Consider the following 21,427-nt stretch of genomic DNA (forward strand, 5'->3'; position numbering starts at 1 on the left):
CCGGCGTACCGACTCAGGCTGCGGCGGAGGTCCGCACCAGGGTGCGGATCTGGCGCAGCAGCACGGACAGGGCGGCGAGATCCGCCCTCGACTCGTCGAACTCCCCCATGGCTCGGCGGGCCCGGTGGATCGAGGTGGCGTTCGACTGCTCCCACTGCTGCACCCGCTCGTGCGGCGGCAGCTCGTCCGGGGTCGAGCCGAGCACCTCCGCGGTGAGCGCGGCCAGCGCGGCGTACAGGTCGTAGCGCAGCGCCATCCGGGCCAACGTCTGCCAGCGGTCCTCCCGCGGCAGCAGGGAGATCTTCGACAGCAGCGAATCCACCCGGAACAGGTCGGAGAGCACGAAGTAGACCGAGGCCACCTCGCTGACGTCCCGCCCGCTGCCGGTCGCGGTCTCCACCACGTCCATCAGACCGAAGCTGTACATGAGCCGGGTCGCGCGTTCCGCCAGCTCCCGGGGCAGGCCACGCTCGGTCATCGAGTCGATGTGCGCCACGATGCCCTGCCGCTCGGTGCCGTAGAACAGCTCCTCCAGCCCCGGCAGCAGCCGGGCCACCCCGTCGCGCAGCCGGGCGATCTCGGCCGGCACGTCGATCGGCGAGCGCCGGTTGGACACCAGCCACCGCACCGCGCGGTCGAGCAGCCGCCGGGTGTCCAGGTAGACGCTGGTCTGCAGTTCCGGCGCAACCTTGTTGTCCAGCGCCTCGACCGCGTCCCACAGCTCGCGCAGCCCGAACACCTCGCTGACCACCACGTAGGCCCGGATCACGTCGGCCGCGCTGGCCGCGGTCTCCTCGACCACCCGGAAGACGAACGAGATGCCGCCCCGGTTGATCGCCTCGTTGACCAGCACGGTGGTGACGATGTCCCGGCGCAGCCGGTGCCGGCCCATCCGGTCGGCGAACCGCTCGCGCATCGGCGTCGGGAAGTAGTTGACCAGAACCTCGGTCGTCCACTCCTCGTCGGCCAGCCCCTCGGTGAGGATCTCCCGCTCCAGGACGATCTTCACGTACGCGAGCAGCACCGCGAACTCCGGCGCGGTCAGCCCCGACTCGCTGCGGACCGCCAGCTCCTCGTCCGGCGGCAACGCCTCCAGTGCCCGGTCCAACGCGCCCGAGCGCTCCAGGTCGTTGATCATCCGGCGGTGCACCGGGAGCAGCGAGGCGGCCTGGGCCTGGGCGTTGTTGATCGCCCGGGCCTGGTCGTAGTTGTCCCGCAGCACCAACTCCGCGACCTCGTCGGTCATCTCGGCCAGCAACTCGTCCCGCGCAGCCGTGGTCAGCTCCCCGTCGGCGACCGCGGTGTTCAGCAGGATCTTGATGTTCACCTCGTGGTCGGAGGTGTCCACGCCGGCCGCGTTGTCGATGAAGTCGGTGTAGATCCGGCCACCGGTCAACGCGTACTCGATCCGGCCGAGCTGGGTCCAGCCCAGGTTGCCGCCCTCGCCCGCCACCCGGCAGCGCAGGCTACGCCCGTCCACCCGGATCGCGTCGTTGGACTTGTCGCCCACTTCGGCGTTGGTCTGGCTCGACGCCTTGACGTAGGTGCCGATGCCGCCGTTCCAGAACAGGTCGACCGGCGCGGTGACGATCGCCTTCATCAGCTCCTGCGGCGAGATCTGCGTGACGTCGTCGTCCAGGCCGATCGCCGCGCGGACCTGCGGGGTGATCGGGATGGACTTGGCGGTACGCGAGAAGATGCCACCGCCGGCCGAGATCAGCTCCGGGTTGTAGTCCTCCCAGGATGATCGGGGCATTTCGAACAGCCGCCTGCGCTCGGCGTACGAGGTGGCCGCGTCCGGGGTCGGGTCGAGGAAGATGTGCCGGTGGTCGAAGGCGGCCACCAGCCGGATGTGCTCGGAGAGCAGCATCCCGTTACCGAACACGTCACCGGACATGTCGCCGACGCCGACCACGGTGAAGTCCTGGGTCTGGGTGTCCAGGCCCAGCTCCCGGAAGTGCCGCTTGACCGACTCCCAGGCGCCCCGGGCGGTGATGCCCATCCTCTTGTGGTCGTAGCCGGCCGAACCGCCGGAGGCGAACGCGTCACCCATCCAGAAGTTGTGGGTCTTGGAGATCTCGTTGGCGATGTCGGAGAACGTCGCGGTGCCCTTGTCCGCCGCCACGACCAGGTACGGATCGTCGCCGTCGTGCCGGACCACGTCCTCGGGCGGCACGATCTGCCCGCTGACGATGTTGTCGGTGACGTCCAGCATCGCGCCGACGAACGCCTGGTAGCAGGCGACCGCCTCGTCCCGGTCGCCCGGCTTCTGCTTCAGCACGAAGCCGCCCTTGGCACCCACCGGCACGATCACGGTGTTCTTCACCATCTGCGCCTTGACCAGGCCGAGCACCTCGGTGCGGAAGTCCTCCCGCCGGTCGGACCAGCGCAGCCCGCCCCGGGCCACCGGCCCGAACCGCAGGTGCACGCCCTCGAACCGGGGTGAGTAGACGAAGATCTCGAACTTCGGTCGCGGCGCCGGCAGGTCCGGGATGGCCTGCGGGTCGAGCTTGAAGGCCACGTACGCCTTCGGCCGCCCGTCGGCGCGCTTCTGGTAGAAGCTGGTCCGCAGGGTCGCCTCGATCAGCGTCAGGTACGAGCGCAGAATCCGGTCCTGGTCGAGGCTGGCCACGTCGTCCAGCGCGCCCCGGATCGTCTCCACCAGCTCACCGCTGCGCTGCTGACGTTGCTCGGTGCTCAGCTCGCCCGGCGCGAACCGGGTCTCGAAGAGCTCCACCAGCAGCGCGGCGAGCTTCGGGTACGCGATGAAGGTCTGCTCCATGTAGTCCTGCGAGAAGACCGTGCCGGCCTGCCGCAGGTACTTCGCGTACGCCCGCAGCACCACCACCTGCCGCCAGGTCAGCCCGCCGCGCAGCACCAGTTCGTTGAACCGGTCCACCTCGGCCTCGCCACGCCAGGCGGCCGCGAACGCGTTCTCCACGTGCGGGCGTACCTCGGCCAGCTCCTGGTGCGCCTCGGGCAGCATCAGGCCGAAGTCGTAGAGGTACACCCGGCCGTCGATCCGGTCCACCTCGTACGGGTGCTCGTCGACCACCCGGACACCGAGCGAGTGCAGCACCGGCAGTACGGCGGAGAGCATCATCGGCTCGCCGTACCGGTAGACCTTGAACCGGACGTCCATCGCCTCGGTCGGGTCCGCCCCCGGCACGCGGGTGCCGGGCCGGGGCGGGAGCTGCTTGCGGAACAGGTGCATCTCCAGCTGGCCCGGCTCCTCCAGCAGCTCCAGCTTGGCCAGGTCCTTCATCGCCTCGTACGGCGTGTGCCCGTCCTTGTAGCCCTCCGGGAACGCGTCGGCGTACCGGGCGAAGAGGTGCTTGGCCTGCTCGTCGCCGAGCTTGCGCTCCAGCACCAGCCGGTAGTCGTCGTCCCAGAGCCGGGTCGCGTCGGCCAACTCCTCGGCGAGCAGGTCGGCGTCGATCTCACCGGGCGGCCGGGTCGGGTCGGTACGGACGATGAAGTGGACCCGCGCCAGCATCGACTCGGTCACCCGGGTGGTGTAGTCCACCCCGACACCGTTCAGCTCGCGCAGCAGGATGTCCTGCATGCGGAGCCGGTTCTGCGTGGTGAACCGGTCCCGGGGCAGGTAGATCAGGCAGGAGATGAACCGCCCGTACGCGTCCCGGCGCAGGAAGACCCGCAGCTGTCGCCGGCCCGCCATCCGCAGCACGCCGATCACCGCGTGGTACAGGTCGTCGGTCTTGATCTGGAACAGCTCGTCGCGCGGGTACGTCTCCAGGATCTGGAGCAGGTCCTTGCCGGAGTGGCTGCGCCGGCTCAGGCCGGAGCGGTCCAGCACCTCGGCCACCTTGCGGCGTACCACCGGCAGTTCCCGCACGCTGGTCCGGTACGCGGCGGTGGAGAACAGGCCCAGGAAGCGCCGCTCGCCGATCACCTCGCCGGCCTCGTTGAAGATCTTGAAGCCGATGTAGTCCAGGTACGCCGAGCGGTGCACGGTAGCGCGCGAGTTGGCCTTAGTGATGATCAGAAGGCGCTTCTCCAGCACCTTCTCGTGCGCCTCGGGCGTCATCGACGACAGCGACCGGGCCTCCGGCGAATCCGAACGCAGGATGCCCAGACCGGTGCCGAGCACCGCCTCCAGGGCCTTGCCGTCGACCATGTCCGCGCCGCCGCCACCGGCGGCGTCCACCAACCGGTACTCGCGGTAGCCGAGGAAGGTGAAGTGGTCCTGGGCGAGCCAGCGCAGCAACTCCACCGAGTCGGTGATGTCCTTCTCCGGCACCGGCGGACGGTTGTCCGAGGTGCGGGCCGAGGCCAGCTCGTCGGCGAGCGCGAGGGCCCGCTGACGCATCTTCGGCCAGTCCTCCACCGCCTCCCGCACGTCGGTGAGCACCCGTTGCAGCTCGCGGCGCAACCGATCCCGCTCCGCGGCGTCCCGGACCGGATCGATCTCGATCCGCATCCAACTCTCGATGATGTCACCGGCGATCGCGTCGTCCGGTTCGACGTCCGCGGAAACCTCGGTGAGCCGGCCCAGCGGCTCGCGCCGGACCACCACCAGCGGGTGCACCAGCAGGTGCACGTCCAGGTGGTACGAGTTGAGCAGCGCGGTCACCGAGTCGACCAGGAACGGCATGTCGTCGGTGACGAACTCGACGACAGTGTGGTGCTGGTCCGCGTGCGGTTCGTGGATCCGCAGCTTGAGCTCTCCCGGCACCCGTTGCTGGGCGAGGTCCCGGTGCGCGCGGGCCGCGTCGAGCATCTCCTCCGCCGTGAAGCCGACCAGCTCCTCGTCCGGGGCGAACCGCCAGAAGCGGCCTACCAGGGTCGCCGCGTCGTGATCGTCTCCGGCGAGCGCGACGGCCTGGGCCACCAGGCGCTCCGCGTTGGGCACCGGCTCGTCGAGCTCGGCGTCCTCCACATCGTCGGCCAACGCCTCTGTCGGCAGGCCCAGATCGTAGATCGTGTCGATACTCGACCCGGTCAGCCCGGTCACTCCCGTGTCGAGTCGGCCGTAGCCGTCCCCGTCGGTCGCCGAATCGAAGCTGTCGTCGTCCCGGCCAGAGTCATCCTGCCGGAGGTCGGGTTCCGGTTTGATCGCCGGACGCCGGTCCATCGGTGCCACTCCCCTCGACCCACCACGTTGTGGGTCACTCAGCCCAAGCCTAGGCCCTGCCGTTCTGCACGATCGTCGGCGGACCACCGGCCAGACGTCCGGATCGGGACTCTGTCCTTTCACCCGTTGCGGGTCATGAGGTTGGCCGGTTGCGGGATACCCCGCCACGCGATGTTCATCACACCGGCACGGACCGTCTTTCCGCACGTAGGGCCGCATCACGGGACGTTGAGGACACCATCCGCGTACTACCGTGCAGGGCAGTCCGAGATTGGAAGGACCCGCTTCATGCCCCTGTCGTACCCCCGGCCCCACCGGCCGAACCATGCCCGCCGGCGCATCGCCGCCCTCACCGCGACCCTGGTCGCCGCCGGTCTCCTGGCCGCCTGCTCCGGCGACGACGGGCCGCAGCGCAGCGTCGACGCGTTTCTGGCCGGCTGGCGCAGTGGCGACCTCCAGGCGGTCGGCCTGGTCGACACGACCGGCGCCAAGGTGCCGGCGGCCGAGGTGAGCCGCGAGATCAAGGAGCTCTCCGGTGAGCTGGCGGCCACCCCGCCCACGCTGACCCGCCGGGGCGAGCCGAAGGTCACCGCCGACATCGCGACCGTGCCGATCCGGGTGGAGTGGACCCTGCCCGGTCAGACCCGCTGGGCGTACGACCGGGAGGTGCGGCTCGTCCAGGGCGACGACGACCAGTGGCAGGTGACGTGGGAGCCCCGGGTGCTGCACGAGCAGCTCACGAAGGGTGACCGGCTGGGGTTGCGCCGCGACACCGGTCCCCGGGCCGGGCTGCTGGACGCCGCCGGGCAGCCGATCGTGTCACCGCGTCCGGTGATCCGGGTGGGCGTGCAGCCGAACGGGGTCGCCGACATCAATAAGCTGGTCAAGGATCTCGACGCGGCCTTCAAGGCGATCCGACCGGCGCTGGTCCCCGCGATCGACCTGACCGATCTGCCCTCGCGGGTGGCGAAGGCCGAGCCGGGCGCCTTCGTCGAGGTGGTGTCGCTGCGCGAGGAGGCGTACCTCCAGATCAAGCCCCGGATCTACGACCTGCCCGGCACCAAGTTCCAGTCCGACAAGATCGACCTGGCGCCCACCCGGGAGTTCGCCCGGGCGCTGCTCGGCTCGGTCGATCAGGCGCAGGCCGACGACCTCGCCGCGCACCCGGACCGGTACGTCGCCGGCGACCTGGTCGGGCACGGCGGCTTGCAGGGCCGCTACGACGAGCGGCTGCGCGGCAACCCCGGGCTGACCGTGGTGGTCGAACGCCCGGACGAGGGCGGCAAGCTGGCACCCACCGGCACCGAGTTGTTCCGTCGGGAGCCGCAGCCCGGGCAGGCGCTGAAGACCACGCTGGACGTGGCCGCTCAGAACGCGGCCGACGGGGCACTGCGTGCGGAGCCCCGCCGATCGTCCCTGGTGGCGGTACGGATCAGCGACGGTGCGGTGCTCGCCGTGGCGAACGGCCCCGGGCCGGCCGGGGAGAACCTGGCCTTCACCGCCCAGGTGCCGCCGGGCTCCACGTTCAAGATGGTCAGCGCGCTGGGCCTGCTGGACCGGGGCGCGGTGACGCTGGACGGGCCGGTGAACTGCCCGAAGACCTTCACCGTCGACGGTCGCTCGTTCAAGAACTCGGACAATTTCCAGCTCGGCTCGGTGCCGTTCCGCACCGACTTCGCCAAGTCCTGCAACACCGCGTTCGCGGCGCTGGCGCCGAAGCTCGGCGGCGACGGGCTGGCCGCGGCCGGCCGCTCGCTGGGCCTGGAGGGGCAGTGGGACCTCGGCGCGGACGCGTTCACCGGCAAGGTGTCGACCGGCGGCAGCCCGGCCGAGCAGGCCGCCGCCTCGTTCGGGCAGGGCACCACGCTGGTCAGCCCGCTGGCCATGGCCGGCGCCACCGCCGCGGTCGCCCGAGGCCGGTTCGAGCAGCCGAAGCTGCTGATCGACCCGGCACCGGCCAAGCCCGCCGCAGCCGGCGAGCAGCTCAAGCCGGAGTCGGTCGCGGCGCTGCGCACGATGATGCGCGAGGTGGTCACCGTCGGCACCGGCAGCGCGCTCAAGGACGTGCCGGGCGGCGAGGTGTACGGCAAGACCGGCACCGCCGAGTACGACGACAATCCGGCCCACACGCACGCCTGGTTCGTCGGTTGGCGGGGCGACGTCGCGTTCGCCGTCTTCGTGGAGAGGGGCGGCGCCAGCACCGCCTCGGCCGTGCCGATCGCCGAGCGCTTCCTGCGCGCCCTACCGGCCCGCTGACCCGCCCAGGCACTGCGGTGATCCACTCGCGAGGTCGCTGATGTTGGGGTGTCCGAGCCACTGGACACCCCAACATCGCCGATACCGTGTCGATCACGGCCACCGGCCGCCCCCGCATCGGGGCGGTCGGTAGGTCAGGCCGTGTCGACGTTCGGGCGGTCGGTAGGTCAGGCCGTGTCGACGTTGGGGCGGTCGGTGGAGTCCGGGGCGGCTGGCGAGGGCCGCCGCAGCAGACCCGGGCCGGCCGATGCGGGCGGGCCGACCGGTTCCCGCTCGACCGGAGCCGCGACGCCCGCCGGCTCCGCGTGCACCGACGCCAGGGTGCCGAGCGGCTCCGGCTCGGCGGGGGCCGGAACGCCGCGCGGCCGGCCCGACGGGCGGACGCCGGAGGGGCCGTCGGCGGGCGAACCGGCAGCGACGGCGAAGTCGAGCGCGGCGGACTGCGCCTCGTCGACGGGCGCGGGACGCGCTCCGTCGGGCCGCTCGGGGGCAACCGCTGGCCGCCCCTTCCCGCGCCGCGGGGCGGGGGCGGCGGGGCGGGCCGACAGCAACCGGGGCGGTACCGCCTCCGGGGCGGTGACCGGGGCCAGGCCGGCCACCACGGTGTTGACGATCTCGGCGGCATAGGAGCCGTCCGGGTCGTAGTCGGGGTCGAAGACGGTCAGCTCGACGCCCAGGCAGTGCGGAGTGTCCACCAGGCCGGCGAGCAGGATCTCCAGCTCGGCGAAGGCGATCCCGCCCGGGTCGGGCGCGTCCACGGCGGGCATCACGGCCGGGTCGAGCACGTCCACGTCGATGTGCACCCAGTAGCCCGCGCAGTCGGCGAGCTGCTCGTGCGCCCACTGAGCCGTCCGAGCGGCACCCTCGGCGCGCAGCGCGGGCACCGGCCGGGTGATGATCCCGGCCGCCTGGAGGTCGAGCCGGTACTCGTCCTGCGCCCGGATGCCGAGCACCACCACGTCGATGTCACGGAAGTAGGGCCGACGCCCCTCCAGCGCGGCCAGGTCGGCCTGCCCCCGACCGGTGACCAGGGCCAGGTCCTCGCCGGCCGCAGCACCCACGTAGGAGGCGTTGCCGGGGTGCCGGAAGTCGGAGTGCCCGTCCACGAAGACGAGCCCGATCCGCCCGCCGACCGCCTCACCGAGGCGGTGCATGGCCAGCGCCGAGCCGAGCAGCACCGAGCAGTCGCCGCCCAGCACCACCGGGAACTCGCCCCGGTCGATGATCGAGCCGATCCGCTCGGCGAGCGCCATCGAGTAGTCGGCGATCTCCCGGGCGTGGCACACCCCGTCGCCGGGCCGCCAGTCGCCCGGGTCGTACCGGGGCGGGGTGAGGCAGCCGGCGTCGCGGGCCCGCAGCCGGGCCAGCAGGTCGTGGTCCCGCAGCGCACCGGGCGCCTTGCCGCAGCCCGGGACCGAGGTGGACGTCGGCGGCCGCAGACCAAGATTTGTCGGCGCATCGAGGACGGCGATCCGGCGCATCATGAGCTCCCGTCCTCGGTGGTCGGGCGGGCCGGCCGGAACGCCGGCCCGCGCTGGCGTGCTACGAACTCAGAACAGGGCGCTGGCCAGAGCCCGGCGCGCCGAGGCGACCGCCGGATCGTCGGGGCCGGCGATGGTGAACAGCGAGACCAGGTGCTGGCGTGCCGTCTCGCGGTCCTCGCCAGCGGTGCGCCGGACCAGGCCGACCAGCCGGGCGTACGCCTGCTCGGCCATGCCGCTGAGCACCTCGATGTCGGCGGCCAGCAGTTGGGCCGCCACGTCGTCGGGAGCGCTCTCGGCGGCGGCCAGCGCGGCGGTCGGGTCGGCACCGGCCACCCGGCGGGCCACCCCGACCTGGGCCAGACCGGCCTCGGCCGCGGCATCCGCCGGGGAGTCGGCCAGGATCTTGCGGTACGCCCGCTCGGCGGCGTCCAGGTCGCCGCTCATCAGCGCGTCGTCCGCCTCGTCGAGGCGCGGGTCCTCCGGCTCGGCGACAGCCACGCCACCGGCCTTGAGCACGGCCTGGAGCCACTGGCGCAACTGCGCCTCGGGCACCACGCCCGAGAAGGCGTCGATCGGCTGGCCGCCGGCCACCGCGTAGACCATGGGGATGCCCTGGACCCGGAACATCTGGGCGATCCGCGGACTTTCCTGCACGTCGACCCGGGCGAGCACCCACGCGCCGCCACTCTCGGCGGCCAGCCGCTCCAGCACCGGGGCGAACTCGTCGCTCTCCGGGAAGCCGGCCGCGCCGAAGAAGACGATGACCGGCAGGGCCATCGACCGTTCGAGCACGTCGGCCTGGATGGTGGCCTCGGTGACGTCGACGATGGCGGCGTTACCGCCAGCGGTGGGCGCGCCGGGCGCGCCTGCGGACGGGCCGCCCTGCGGGGGTGTGCCGGGTCGGGTACTGGCTGGTGCGGGGCCGCGCAGCGTGCTGAGGTCGACCGCGCCGCGGGTGAAGATCGACGAGGTGATCCGTGGGTCGCTCATGGTTACCTAGTCTCGCACGTGAGCCCGCGATCTCAGCTCACCCGCAACCCCGACGTTGCAACTCTCACGCCCACCAACCCGCGCCGCCCCCAACCCCCGTGATCATGCACTTTCTGTCCCCGAGACGCGGCATATGTCGGGGCAGAAGGTGCAAGATCGAGGGGGGTCGGGGGCGGTGAAGGGTCAGAAGCGGGCGGGTTCGCGGTAGGTGCCCCATTCGGCGCGCAGAGCGTCGCAGATCTCGCCGAGGGTGGCTTCGACGCGGACCGCGTCCAACATGGCGGGAATCATGTTCTGGTCGGTGCGGCCGACCTCGACCATCCGGGCCACCGCCGCGCGGACCGCCGACTCGTCCCGGGCGCCCTTGCGCTCGGCGAGCACCCGGCGCTGCTCCAGCTCCACCTCGTGCGAGATGCGCAGGATCTCCAGCTCCTTGGCGACCGTGCCGGTGTGGCAGTTTACGCCGACGATCTTCTTGTCGCCCTTCTCCAGCGCCTGCTGGTAGACGAAGGCCGACTCGGCGATGTGCCCGGTGAACCAGCCGTCCTCGATGCCGCGCAGGATGCCGGAGGTCATCGGGCCGATCTGGTGCGGGCCCTCGCCGCCGAGCTGCCTGATCCGGGCGAAGATCTCCTCCGCCTCGGCCTCGATCTTGTCGGTGAGCGCCTCGACGTACCAGGAGCCGCCGAGCGGGTCGGCCACGTTGACCACACCGGTCTCCTCCATCAACACCTGCTGGGTACGCAGGGCGATCTCGGCGGACTCGTCGGTGGGCAGCGCCAGGGTCTCGTCCAGCGCGTTGGTGTGCAGCGAGTTGGTCCCGCCGAGCACCGCGGCCAGCGCCTCGACGGCGGTGCGTACGACGTTGTTGACCGGCTGCTGGGCGGTCAGCGACACCCCGGCGGTCTGCGTGTGGAACCGCAGCCAGAGGGCCTTCTCGCTGGTCGCGCCGTAGACGTCGCGCAGCCAGCGGGCCCAGATCCGGCGGGCGGCCCGGAACTTGGCGATCTCCTCGAAGAAGTCGACGTGCGAGTCGAAGAAGAAGCTCAGCCCCGGCGCGAAGACGTTGACGTCGAGCCCTCGGCTCAGCCCCAGCTCCACGTAGCCGAACCCGTCAGCCAGGGTGTACGCCAGCTCCTGCGCGGCGGTCGAGCCGGCCTCGCGGATGTGGTAGCCGGAGACCGACAGCGGCTTGTAGCGCGGGATCTCCCCGGCGCAGTACTCCATCAGGTCGCCGATGAGGCGCAGGTGCGGCTCGGGGTCGAAGAGCCACTCCTTCTGCGCGATGTACTCCTTGAAGATGTCGGTCTGCAGGGTGCCATCCAGCTTGGACAGGTCGGCGCCCTGCCGCTCGGCGGCGACCAGGTACATGCAGAACACCGGCACGGCCGGGCCGGAAATGGTCATCGAGGTGGTGACGCTGGCCAGGTCGATGCCGTCGAAGAGCGCCTCCATGTCGGTGGCGGTGTCGATGGCGACGCCGCAGTGCCCGACCTCGCCGAGCGCCTGCGGGTCGTCGGAGTCGCGGCCCATCAGGGTCGGCATGTCGAACGCGACCGAGAGGCCACCACCGCCGGCACCGAGGATCATCTTGTAGCGCTCGTTGGTCTGCTGGGCGTTGCCGAAGCCGGCGAACTGCCGGATCGTCCAGGTCCGCCCGCGGTAGCCGGTCGGATGGAGACCCCGGGTGTACGGGTACTCGCCCGGCCAGCCGATCCGCTCGAAGCCCGGGTACGCGGCACCCTCCGGCGGTCCGTAGACCGGGTCGACCGGCATCCCGGAGAGCGTGGTGAAGTCCGCGTCCCGCTTGCGCGCGGAGTCGTACCGGGCCTGCCAGCGTGCCCGTCCGGCGGCGATCTCGTCGGCGTCCATGCGCAGGGCTCCTCCTCGGGTCCTCGACTGCACATCGAGTGTAGAGCCCTCGCCTGAACGATCGCTAAGTCACGCCGTACCCGTGGGTAACGTGAGCTGGGCGGTTTCCATTCGACGGCAGGCCGAGTACGTGGACCGAGTCGGTGAGGGTGCCGGCGCGACGGTGGCCGTTGCCACCGTCGCACCGGAATGAGAGGCCGCCGGTGGCACGGCGGGCGATTGTCATCCCCCTACGATGGCCACCTTCGGCCCACCGCCAGCCGAGGTCAGGAGACTGATCTCAGTAGCGGGTCTTCACGAGGAACTGGTAACCAAGCAACTTGGTGCCGTTGTAGTTGTACATCGGCCAGCACTGCTGGGGCGACGTCCACGACGAGACGTACGTCGGCCGCGCCGCCTTGCACGCCGACATCGTCGGGTACATCGGGCTGTTGTAGTCCGCAAGAGCGGGCGAGGCGGTGCCCAGCACCAAGCCGCCAGCCAAGGCGACAGCAGCGATGAGGGTGCGGGGGCGGGGGTGACGCGAGTTCTTCGCCATCCTTACTCCATTCCTGGTGAACCGTCCATTATGGATCTTGACACCAGGAGCTTAAGGCACCCACCGGGATGCGCACGCCGGGCGTCTACCTCTGCGGCCGCCCTGTCGGAGGTCAGGCCGTCGGAGCCGCGGCCCCGCCCATCTCCACGTCGTCGACCCGGATGTTGACCTCGTCGACCCGCAGCCCGTACGCCTCGACCGCCTCGGTGACCCGGGCCCGCACCTGGCCGGTCACCTCCGGCACCGGCTGGCCGGCCTGGATCACCAGCACCAGGTTGACCACAGCCGCGTTCCCGGTCACGTGGGCCGAGCAGCCCCGCCGGGCATCGCCCACCTCATCCAGCCCCACCTTGTCGAGGAACGAGTTGAAGAACCGGGCGACGTCCCCACCAAGCTCGGCCACCCCGGGCACCGCGCGGGCCGCCGCTACGGCGATCTTCTCGATCACCTCGTCGGAGACCTGCGTCGACCCACCGGCCGCCGCCGACACCGTGGTCAGCTCTCGCGTCGCCTCGTCACTCACGTCCCGCTCCCCTGCTCTTCGCGCCACCAGACTGGCACACGCCCGACCCCCACCGCCGTGGGGCGGTGCGAGCCTACAAGGGCGCCGGGATGTCGGGGTGTCCCTGGTGGACGGTCAGCGGGCGAGCTGGGAGAGCAGGGTATCCGCCGCCGCGTACGGGTCGAGCGCGCCCTCGGCCACCTTGGCGGCGAGCGTGGGCAGCTCCGTACCGTCACGCAGTGAGCCGATCCGGGCTCGGAGCACGCCGAGCGCGATGGCCTCGATCTCGGCGGCGGCCCGCGTCTCCTGGCGGCGGCGCAGCTCGCCGTGCTCGACCAGCCAGCCACGGTGCTTGTCGATCGCGGCGGCGATGTCGTCGATGCCCTCGCCCCGCGCGGCGACCGAGCGGACCACCTGCGGCCGCCACTGCCCCGGGCCGCGCTCACCGAGGGCGATCATGCCCTGGATGTCGCGGACCGTGGCGTCGACGCCGTCCCGGTCGGCCTTGTTGACCACGAACACGTCGGCGATCTCCAGGATGCCGGCCTTGACCGCCTGGATGGCGTCGCCCATGCCGGGGGCGAGCAGCACCAGCGTGGTGTCGGCCAGCGACGCGACCTCCACCTCGGCCTGCCCGACGCCGACGGTCTCCACCAGCACCACGTCGCAGCCGGCGCCCTCCAGCACCCGGACCGCCTGCGGCGTCGCGGCGGCCAGCCCGCCGAGGTGCCCGCGGCTGGACATCGACCGGATGTAGACGCCCGGGTCGGTGGCGTGGTCCTGCATCCGCACCCGGTCGCCGAGGATCGCCCCGCCGGTGAACGGGCTGGACGGGTCGACCGCCAGCACGCCGACCCGGTGCCCCCGGGCCCGCAGCGCGCGGACCAGCTCATTGGTGGTGGTCGACTTGCCCACCCCGGGCGAACCGGTCAGCCCGACCACCTGGGCCTGCCCGGCGTAGGGCGCGAGCGCCGCCGCGATCTCCGGCAGCAGATCGTCGCCGTTCTCCACCAGCGTGATCAGCCGGGCCACCGCGCGGGGGTCGCCCGCGCGGGCCCGCTCGACCAGCAGCGGTACGTCCCGGCTACGGCGCACCGACGAGGCGCCCGCCGCCGGAACGTGCTCGACCGCTTCGCTCACTGTGCCATTTTCGTTCACGACTGCGGGGCTCGCAGAACCGGCTCACTTCTCGCGCTCACTGGTTGGTCTCAGCCTTACCCGGAACATGGATGATCAGGGCGTCGCCCTGGCCGCCGCCGCCGCAGAGCGCCGCCGCGCCGGTGCCGCCGCCACGCCGCCTCAGCTCCAGCGCGAGGGTGAGCACCAGCCGGGCACCGGACATGCCGATCGGGTGCCCCAGCGCGATGGCGCCGCCGTTGACGTTGACCTTGTCCGGGTTGATCCCAAGGTCACGGGTGGACTGCACGCCGACCTGGGCGAAAGCCTCGTTGATCTCGATGAGGTCCAGGTCCTCGACGCTCAGGCCGCCCTTCTTCAGGGCGTGGTTGATCGCGTTGGACGGCTGCGAGTGCAGGGAGTTGTCCGGGCCCGCCACGTTGCCGTGCGCGCCGATCTCGGCCAGCCAGGTCAGCCCCAGCTCCTTGGCCTTGGCCTTGCTCATCACGACCACTGCGGCGGCGCCGTCGGAGATCGGCGAGGAGCTGCCGGCGGTGATCGTGCCGTCCTTGGCGAAGGCGGGACGCAGCTTGGCCAGCGACTCGACGGTGGTGTCCGGGCGGATCCCCTCGTCCTCGTTGATCACCAGTGGGTCGCCCTTGCGCTGCGGGATCACCACCGGGGTGATCTCCTCGGCGAAGTGGCCGTTCTTCTGCGCGGCCGCGGCCCGCTGGTGGCTGGCCGCCGCGAAGGCGTCCTGCTCGGTGCGGGAGATGCCGTGCTTCGTACCGAGCCGCTCGGTGGACTCGCCCATGGAGCAGCAGTCCCAGGCGTCGCTGAGCCCGTCGTGCGCCATGTGGTCCTTGATCACCACGTCGCCGTACTTGTAGCCGGAGCGCTGGCCGAGCAGCAGGTGCGGGGCGTTGGTCATCGACTCCATGCCACCGGCCACCACGACGTCGAACTCGCCGGCCCGGATCAGCTGGTCGGCCAGGGCGATCGCGTCCAGGCCGGAGAGGCAGACCTTGTTGATGGTCAGCGCCGGCACGGACATCGGCACGCCGGCCTCGACCGCCGCCTGCCGGGCCGGGATCTGGCCCGCACCGGCCTGGAGGACCTGACCCATGATCACGTACTGGACCTGGTCCGGGCTGATACCGGCCCGCTCCAGCGCTGCCTTGATCGCGATCCCGCCGAGCTTCGTGGCCGGGAGGTCCTTGAGGTTGCCCAGCAGCCGCCCCATCGGGGTCCGCGCGCCGCTGACGATCACCGAAGCCATGCCTGCCTCCGAGGGGGGTGCCGAGCTGTACGCCTTAACGATTGTTCGGTCAGACTAGCGCCATGGCTGAGAACTCCCCCGCCGAGCCCGGTGCGGACTACGTCACAGACATCGGGCTTCGCAAGATTGACCACGTCGGGATCGCCGTGGCCGACCTGGACGCCGCGATCGACTTCTACCAGCGGACGTTCGGGATGTGCTGCGTACACATCGAGACCAACGCCGAGCAGGGCGTCCGGGAAGCGATGCTGGCCGTCGGGCCGACCGCCGAGGGCGGCTGCGTGCAGTTGCTCGCCCCGCTCACCCCCGAGTCGACGATCGCCAAGTTCCTGGACCGCAACGGGCCGGGCGTGCAGCAGGTCGCGTACACCGTGGTGGACATCGACGTGGCCTGCGCGGCGCTGCGCGCGCGGGGGATGCGGCTGCTCTACGACGCCCCGCGGCGCGGGACCGCGGACTCGCGGATCAACTTCGTGCACCCCAAGGACGCCGGCGGCGTCCTGGTCGAACTCGTCGAACCCGCCGCCTCGCACTGAGCCCCCCACGCCCCCACGCGGCGCCGCTCGCTGGCGGCGGGGCTCTGATCAACTCCAGATCGCCGATGTGGCGGTGTCGCGATCGTCCGGACACCGCCACATCGGCGAAATGGAGACGATCAAGCGTCGCGGGGACCGCGCAACGGGCCCGAGAGCGCGTGGGTGCGCGGTTGGCGGGGCCGCCGGACACCTTCACGCATCGGCCGATGCAGTTTTTCACAGATGACTTCCGGCTTTAGCTACCGTTCAGTAACGTCCCGGCCCACAGGAGCGCGACCGGTGCCGGATGTGTCGAATGCCGACATGGCGGTCGTGCCCCACCGGCGCCGACGATGGCAGCACCCGGGCCCGTGCGGGTGCGGACGAACCGGAGGTCACCGTGCAGGACATCCTCGAAGCAATCATGGCGGCGGAGGAATCGAGCGACCCGGACCGCGAACTGGCCGGCCTCGCCGGGCTGCCCGTACCGGAGAGCTACCGGGGCGTGGTCGTCCGCGCCGAAGAGGCCCGGATGTTCGACGGCATGGCCACCCGGGACAAGGACCCCCGCAAGGCGCTACACGTGCAGGAGGTGCCGACACCGGAGCTCGGGCCGGGCGAGGCGCTGATCGCGGTGATGGCCAGCGCAATCAACTACAACACGGTGTGGACCAGCATCTTCGAGCCGCTGCCCACCTTCAAGTTCCTCCAGCGGTACGGCCGGATCTCCGAGCTGACCCGCCGCCACGACCTGCCGTACCACGTGGTCGGCTCGGACGCGGCCGGCGTGGTGCTGCGCACCGGCCCCGGGGTGACCCGGTGGGCCGCTGGCGACGAGGTCGTCGCGCACTGCCTCTCCGTCGAGCTGGAGGACGCGGCCGGGCACGACGACACCATGCTCGACCCACAGCAACGGATCTGGGGCTTCGAGACGAACTTCGGCGGGCTGGCCGAACTGGCCGTGGTCAAGGCCAACCAGCTGATGCCCAAGCCGCGCCACCTGAGCTGGGAGGAGGCGGCCAGCCCAGGGCTGGTCAACTCCACCGCGTACCGGCAGCTCGTCTCGCACCACGGGGCCAACATGAAACAGGGCGACGTGGTGCTGATCTGGGGCGCCTCCGGCGGCCTCGGCGGGTACGCCACCCAGATGGCGCTGAACGGCGGCGCCATCCCGGTCTGCGTCGTCTCGTCGCCGGAGAAGGCCGAGCTGTGCCGCCGGATGGGCGCGGAGCTGGTCATCGACCGGGCGGCCGAGGGCTTCCGGTTCTGGAAGGACGAGGAGACCCAGGACCCGGACGAGTGGAAGCGCCTGGGCGAGCGGATCCGCGAGCTGACCGGGGGTGAGGACCCGGACATCGTCTTCGAGCACCCCGGCCGGGAGACCTTCGGCGCGAGCGTCTACGTGGCCCGGCGCGGCGGCACCATCGTCACCTGTGCCTCCACCAGCGGCTTCCAGCACCAGTACGACAACCGCTACCTGTGGATGCACCTCAAGAGGATCGTCGGCAGCCACTTCGCCAACTACCACGAGGCGTGGCAGGCCAACCGCCTGGTCGCGCTCGGCAAGGTGCACCCGACGGTGTCCCGCACCTACCCGCTGGAGCAGACCGGCCAGGCGGCGTACGAGGTGCACCGCAACGCCCACCAGGGCAAAGTCGGAGTGCGCTGCCTCGCCCCCGCCGACGGGCTGGGCGTCCGTGACGGGGAGTTGCGGGCCCGGCACGAGGACGCGATCAACCGGTTCCGGGGGCACTGACCGGGCCGCAGGCCGGACGGACGAGCACCGGATGGCCATTGCGGTGAACGGCCATTGTTCTTCCACCCTATTTGTGGGATACCCAGCCGGATCGAACAAAGGGCCACGGGCACGTCCCGTGGCCCTTTTTCGTGTCACTCTCCGTGGCGTCCGACCCGCCCGGGACCTGCCAAGATCGCCGATTGGTCCGGCCTCGCCGATTGCGGGAGTTGACCATGTAAAGAGGACACGAAAGCTGCGCACCGCTCTTGCGAAGCACCCTGGGGCGTCTGCCAGTATGTCCCAATGCCCCAGCAGCAGTCCTCCCCTCTCGCGTTCTTCGATAACGCGAACTCGCAGCCAGATTTCACCGTTGGCCTGCGCGGATACAACACTCACCAGGTCGACGACTTCCTCGGCCGGATGACGGCCGCGCTGACCCAGTCCGAGCAGGCCCGTGCCGAGGCCGAGCAGCGGATGAACGACGCCCAGCGTCGCCTCCGCCAGGCCGAGCAGCGCATGAGTGCGCTGGAGCAGAAGCTCACCGACACGAACAAGCAGCTCGAAGAGAACAACCGGCCCACCCTCTCCGGGCTCGGCACCCGCGTCGAGCAGATCCTCCGGCTCGCCGAGGAGCAGGCCAACGACCACCGCAACGAGGCCAAGCGCGAGTCTGAGGGCATCCTCTCCGCCGCCCGCCTCGAGGCCCGTGAGATCACGGACAAGGCCCGCGCCGAGGCCGCCGCGATGAAGGCGAGCGCCGAGCGCGAGGCCGGCAACCTGCGCACCGCCGCCGAGCGCGAGGCCGCCGAGGTCCGGGTGCAGGCCCGCCGCGAGGCCGACACGCTGCGCGCCGACGCCGACCGCGAGACCAAGCAGCTTCGGACCGTCACCGCGCACGAGGTGGCCGAGCTGAAGTCGACCGTCGAGCGGGAGGTGGCCACCCTCCGGGCCACTGCCGAGCGGGAGATCACCCAGCAGCGGGCCAAGGCCGCCCGCGAGGCCGAGGAGAAGCGCGCCGAGGCGACCAAGCTGCTCACCGACGCACGGGACAAGCGCGACAAGGACCTCCAGGCCCTGGAGCTGCAGCTCGCCGAGCGGCGGGAGAAGGCCGAGCGCGAAGAGTCCGAGCGGCACGCCGCCCAGGTCGCGCAGACCCAGAAGATGGTCAGCGAGGCCGAGCAGCGGGCCCGCGCCGCGCAGGAGCGCGCCAAGGAGATCGAGCAGCGCGCTGAGGCCCGCCGGGTCGAGTCGGAGCGCAGCGCAGCCGAGACGCTCGACAAGGCGAAGGCGCACTCGGAGAAGACGCTCAACGAGGCCAAGGCCGAGTCGCAGCGCCTGCTCACCGAGGCCCGCACCGAGGCGGAGCTGACCACTCAGGCCGCCCGCCGCGAGGTCGAGGACCTCACCCGGCAGAAGGACGCGGTCACCTCGCAGCTCGGTCAGATGCTCTCCGGGCTCGCCGGCATCGTCCCCGGCATGCCAGCCGCGGCCGCTCCGGCGGCCAAGCCGGAGGCCAAGAAGGCCGACGGCGGTCAGGAGCGGGCGACGGCGGAGACTGCCGGCTGACGCCAGGCGTCAGGTTGGGGCAACGACGGCGCGAGGTGACACCGGGTAACCGGTGTGACCTCGCGCCGTGTGCGTTTCCCGCCCCTTGGCATTCACCCGTTGCGTCCGGAGTGAAGTAGGTCCCATAAGGGGCGTCCGTATCGCCCCAGCAGGGGCCGTTGCGTGTGAGGATGGGGGCATGTCGCACGGCGAGGAACTGTTCGCACTCGGCGGGGACGTGACCACGGAGCCCAGCTTCGAGTCCGCTCTGCGGGGATACGAGAAGAAACAGGTCGACCGGTACGTCGCGCGTGCCGAGCACGAGATCGCGACCCTCGCCGCCGAACGGGAACAGGCGTACACACAGATCCACAAGCTCGCCGGCCAGGTCGAGGTGCTTCAGCGGGACCTCGTCCAGGTGCGCAAGCAGATGAACGTGGTGGACCGGGCCTCGTTCCGGCACCTCGGCCCCCGGGTCGAGTCGATCCTCGCCCTCGCCGAGGAGCAGGGCGAGGAGATCCTGTCCGCGGCGAACGAGGAGATCGAGGCCCGCCGCGCCGCTGCCGAGCACATCATCGATGAGGCCCGCGAGCAGGCCGCGCGGGCACTGAAGGACTTCGAGATCACCCTCGCCGCACGACGCGCGGAGGAGGAGCGGCACAGCGCCGCCCGGCGCGCCGAGGCGGAAGAGACTCTGCAGTCGGCCAAGGACGAGTCGGCGCAGTTGCGCAAGACGGCGCAGGACGCGCTGGCGAAGGCCCAGCAGGAGGCCACCCAGCTGCGGGACACCGCCAAGGAGATCCACACCCGGGCCCAGCAGGAGGCCACCAAGCTGCGCGAGGCGGCCCGCGAGACGCTGACCACCGCCCGACAGGAGGCCAGCGAGCTGCGCGAGGCCGCGAAGGAGGTGCACGCCAAGGCCCTGCAGGAGGCCAAGCGGCTCACCGACACCGCGACCGAGGCCGGCCGGGCCACTCACGCCAAGGCGCAGCAGGAGGCCAAGCAGATCATCGACGATGCGTCGATGGCCGGCCGGGCCACCAGGGCGAAGGCCCAGCAGGAGGCGGAGCGGCTGATAACGCAGGCCACCGAGTCGGCCAAGCGCAGCCGGGGCGAGACCGAAGCGTACGTGCAGCGGATGCGCAGCGAGACCGAGGCGTACGTGCAGCACGCCCGGGCGCAGACCCAGCAGGAGCTGGGCGCCTGGCGGGCCGGCGTGGAACAGGAGGTCAACTCCCGGCGGGAGACGGCCGACCGGGAGCTGACCCAGCGGCGGTCCACTGCCGAGCAGGAGTTCGCCAAGCGTCGCGACGAGCTGGAAAAGCAGTACAAGTCCCGCCAGCACGAGCTGGAGACCGGTTTCACCAGCCGGCAGGAGGAGCTGGAGACCACCTTCAGCAGCCGCCAGCAGGAGCTGGAGACGGGCTTCATCACCCGGCGCGACACACTGGAGACCGAGTACACCACCCGCAAGAACGAGGTCGAGCAGGGCGCCGACGCGATCCGCCAGGCGGCCGAGCAGGATGCGCTGACCATGCGCCGGCAGGCCGAGGAAGAGTCCGCCGAGATGCTGAGCCGGGCCGAGACCGAGGCGGGTGACAAGCGCCGCGAGGCCGACGAGCATGTCGCGGCCTCCCGCCGCCAGTTCGAGGAGTACGCGGCCACCACGCAGCAGCACCTGGCCACCACCCAGCAGCATCTGGCTGCCACTCAGCAGGAGTCGGCGGCCGGCCGGCAGCAGCTCGCCCAGGTGATGCTGGAGATCGCCCAGGCCCAGCAGCAGCTCGCCGACCTGCGGCAGGAAACCTGGAAGTCCCGGCAGGAGTCCGACGAGCTCCAGCGGCAGATGGCCGAGCTGCGGTTGCAGAGCGTCACCGTCCCGACCGTCGACGGGGCCGCGAGCGCGCCGGCCACGCGCGACGGAGCGACGGCGAGCGCGCCGACCAGCGGAGACGGCTCGACCGCACCGGTTGCTGGAGACGGTCCGACCGCGCCGGTCGCTGGAGACGGCCTGACCGCACCGGTTGCTGGCGACGGCCGCGTGACCGCCCCCGCGGCTGCCCCGGCGACCGCCGGAGCCGCCGCGAACGGGTTCAAGGCCGAGCCTGCCGACGCCCGGCAGCCGGCGAGCGCCGAGGCCGAGGCCGAGCCCGCCGAGCAGTCCACGACCCGGCCGGTGGCCGAGCCGTTGACCACCGTCGACGGCGGGGCGGCCAGCGCCGGGGTGGACGGCGAGCCGACCGTGGCCGCCGTTCCGGGTGAGGGTGGCCGGGGCGCCAAGCCGACCAAGATCACCAGCACCGGCGAGAACGGCAAGCGGCCGACCAAGCCGACCACCGACGAGCGCAGTGCCAAGCCCAGCAAGGTCACCGTCGAGAAGGACTGACCCGCACGGCAACAGCCCGGCCCCGCCGCGTCGCTGTCGAGCTGCCCCAGATCTGGTTGTCGAGCTGCCCCAGATCTGGGGCAGCTCGACAGGGCGTCGGAACAGCATCGG

Annotated in this window: 12 protein-coding genes and 1 pseudogene; 5 read left to right on the top strand and 8 right to left on the bottom strand. The window is 71.4% G+C overall.

Annotation, left to right across the window (positions count from 1 at the left end):
* Positions 1-13: 13 nt before the first annotated feature.
* The gene (locus ABZV00_RS22730) at positions 14-5,095 is read right to left on the bottom strand and encodes an NAD-glutamate dehydrogenase (protein ID WP_355609403.1); all 5,082 of its coding nucleotides are present in this window, start codon (positions 5,093-5,095) and stop codon (positions 14-16) included.
* A gap of 288 nt (positions 5,096-5,383) precedes the next feature.
* Between ABZV00_RS22730 and ABZV00_RS22735 the strand changes: the two genes are divergently transcribed.
* The gene (locus ABZV00_RS22735) at positions 5,384-7,351 is read left to right on the top strand and encodes a penicillin-binding transpeptidase domain-containing protein (protein WP_355609405.1); all 1,968 of its coding nucleotides are present in this window, start codon (positions 5,384-5,386) and stop codon (positions 7,349-7,351) included.
* A gap of 539 nt (positions 7,352-7,890) precedes the next feature.
* On the opposite strand, the pseudogene ABZV00_RS22740 reads toward ABZV00_RS22735, so the two are convergent.
* The 7 genes and pseudogenes from ABZV00_RS22740 to ABZV00_RS22770 form a co-directional block, all read right to left on the bottom strand.
* A pseudogene (locus ABZV00_RS22740) lies at positions 7,891-8,835 on the bottom strand (arginase family protein); the annotation flags it as partial.
* Positions 8,836-8,901: 66 nt separating this feature from the next.
* Entirely contained in the window at positions 8,902-9,825 is a 924-nt protein-coding gene (locus ABZV00_RS22745; RefSeq protein WP_355609407.1) for a tetratricopeptide repeat protein, read from the bottom strand.
* 183 nt (positions 9,826-10,008) lie between these two features.
* On the bottom strand, positions 10,009-11,697 hold the full coding sequence (locus ABZV00_RS22750; RefSeq protein WP_355609410.1) for a methylmalonyl-CoA mutase family protein: 1,689 nt from the start codon (positions 11,695-11,697) through the stop codon (positions 10,009-10,011).
* A 280-nt stretch (positions 11,698-11,977) separates the two neighbouring features.
* On the bottom strand, positions 11,978-12,235 hold the full coding sequence (locus tag ABZV00_RS22755) for a hypothetical protein (RefSeq protein WP_328419777.1): 258 nt from the start codon (positions 12,233-12,235) through the stop codon (positions 11,978-11,980).
* Between the two features lie 112 nt (positions 12,236-12,347).
* A complete protein-coding gene (locus ABZV00_RS22760) occupies positions 12,348-12,758 on the bottom strand; it encodes an Asp23/Gls24 family envelope stress response protein (RefSeq protein WP_328419779.1) in 411 nt (136 codons plus the stop codon).
* A gap of 114 nt (positions 12,759-12,872) precedes the next feature.
* Positions 12,873-13,877, bottom strand: coding sequence for a methylmalonyl Co-A mutase-associated GTPase MeaB (gene meaB / locus ABZV00_RS22765; RefSeq protein WP_355609414.1), 1,005 nt, complete (start codon positions 13,875-13,877; stop codon positions 12,873-12,875).
* Positions 13,878-13,932: 55 nt separating this feature from the next.
* Positions 13,933-15,132: an acetyl-CoA C-acetyltransferase gene (locus ABZV00_RS22770; RefSeq protein ID WP_355609417.1), complete on the bottom strand. Its 1,200-nt coding sequence runs from the start codon at positions 15,130-15,132 to the stop codon at positions 13,933-13,935.
* Between the two features lie 62 nt (positions 15,133-15,194).
* Between ABZV00_RS22770 and mce the strand changes: the two genes are divergently transcribed.
* The 4 genes from mce (at position 15,195) to ABZV00_RS22790 (ending at position 21,316) form a co-directional block, all read left to right on the top strand.
* Positions 15,195-15,668: a methylmalonyl-CoA epimerase gene (gene mce / locus ABZV00_RS22775; protein ID WP_355609420.1), complete on the top strand. Its 474-nt coding sequence runs from the start codon at positions 15,195-15,197 to the stop codon at positions 15,666-15,668.
* Between the two features lie 379 nt (positions 15,669-16,047).
* A complete protein-coding gene (gene ccrA / locus ABZV00_RS22780; RefSeq protein ID WP_328426059.1) occupies positions 16,048-17,403 on the top strand; it encodes a crotonyl-CoA carboxylase/reductase in 1,356 nt (451 codons plus the stop codon).
* Positions 17,404-17,688: 285 nt separating this feature from the next.
* Positions 17,689-18,951: a DivIVA domain-containing protein gene (locus ABZV00_RS22785; RefSeq protein WP_328419787.1), complete on the top strand. Its 1,263-nt coding sequence runs from the start codon at positions 17,689-17,691 to the stop codon at positions 18,949-18,951.
* A 178-nt stretch (positions 18,952-19,129) separates the two neighbouring features.
* Entirely contained in the window at positions 19,130-21,316 is a 2,187-nt protein-coding gene (locus tag ABZV00_RS22790) for a hypothetical protein (RefSeq protein WP_355609423.1), read from the top strand.
* Positions 21,317-21,427 lie beyond the last annotated feature (111 nt).

This window comes from Micromonospora sp. NPDC005173, assembly GCF_040608515.1.
Taxonomy (GTDB): Bacteria; Actinomycetota; Actinomycetes; order Mycobacteriales; family Micromonosporaceae; genus Micromonospora.

Excerpts from the sequence above, each read along its gene's own strand:
- ABZV00_RS22770 (WP_355609417.1), bottom strand. The coding sequence starts at position 15,132 with ATGGCTTCGGTGATCGTCAGCGGCGCGCGGACCCCGATGGGGCGGCTG.
- ABZV00_RS22745 (WP_355609407.1), bottom strand. The coding sequence starts at position 9,825 with ATGAGCGACCCACGGATCACCTCGTCGATCTTCACCCGCGGCGCGGTC.
- ABZV00_RS22735 (WP_355609405.1), top strand. The coding sequence starts at position 5,384 with ATGCCCCTGTCGTACCCCCGGCCCCACCGGCCGAACCATGCCCGCCGG.
- ABZV00_RS22785 (WP_328419787.1), top strand. The coding sequence starts at position 17,689 with ATGCCCCAGCAGCAGTCCTCCCCTCTCGCGTTCTTCGATAACGCGAAC.
- mce (WP_355609420.1), top strand. The coding sequence starts at position 15,195 with ATGGCTGAGAACTCCCCCGCCGAGCCCGGTGCGGACTACGTCACAGAC.
- ABZV00_RS22790 (WP_355609423.1), top strand. The coding sequence starts at position 19,130 with ATGTCGCACGGCGAGGAACTGTTCGCACTCGGCGGGGACGTGACCACG.
- ABZV00_RS22730 (WP_355609403.1), bottom strand. The coding sequence starts at position 5,095 with ATGGACCGGCGTCCGGCGATCAAACCGGAACCCGACCTCCGGCAGGAT.
- ABZV00_RS22750 (WP_355609410.1), bottom strand. The coding sequence starts at position 11,697 with ATGGACGCCGACGAGATCGCCGCCGGACGGGCACGCTGGCAGGCCCGG.
- ABZV00_RS22755 (WP_328419777.1), bottom strand. The coding sequence starts at position 12,235 with ATGGCGAAGAACTCGCGTCACCCCCGCCCCCGCACCCTCATCGCTGCT.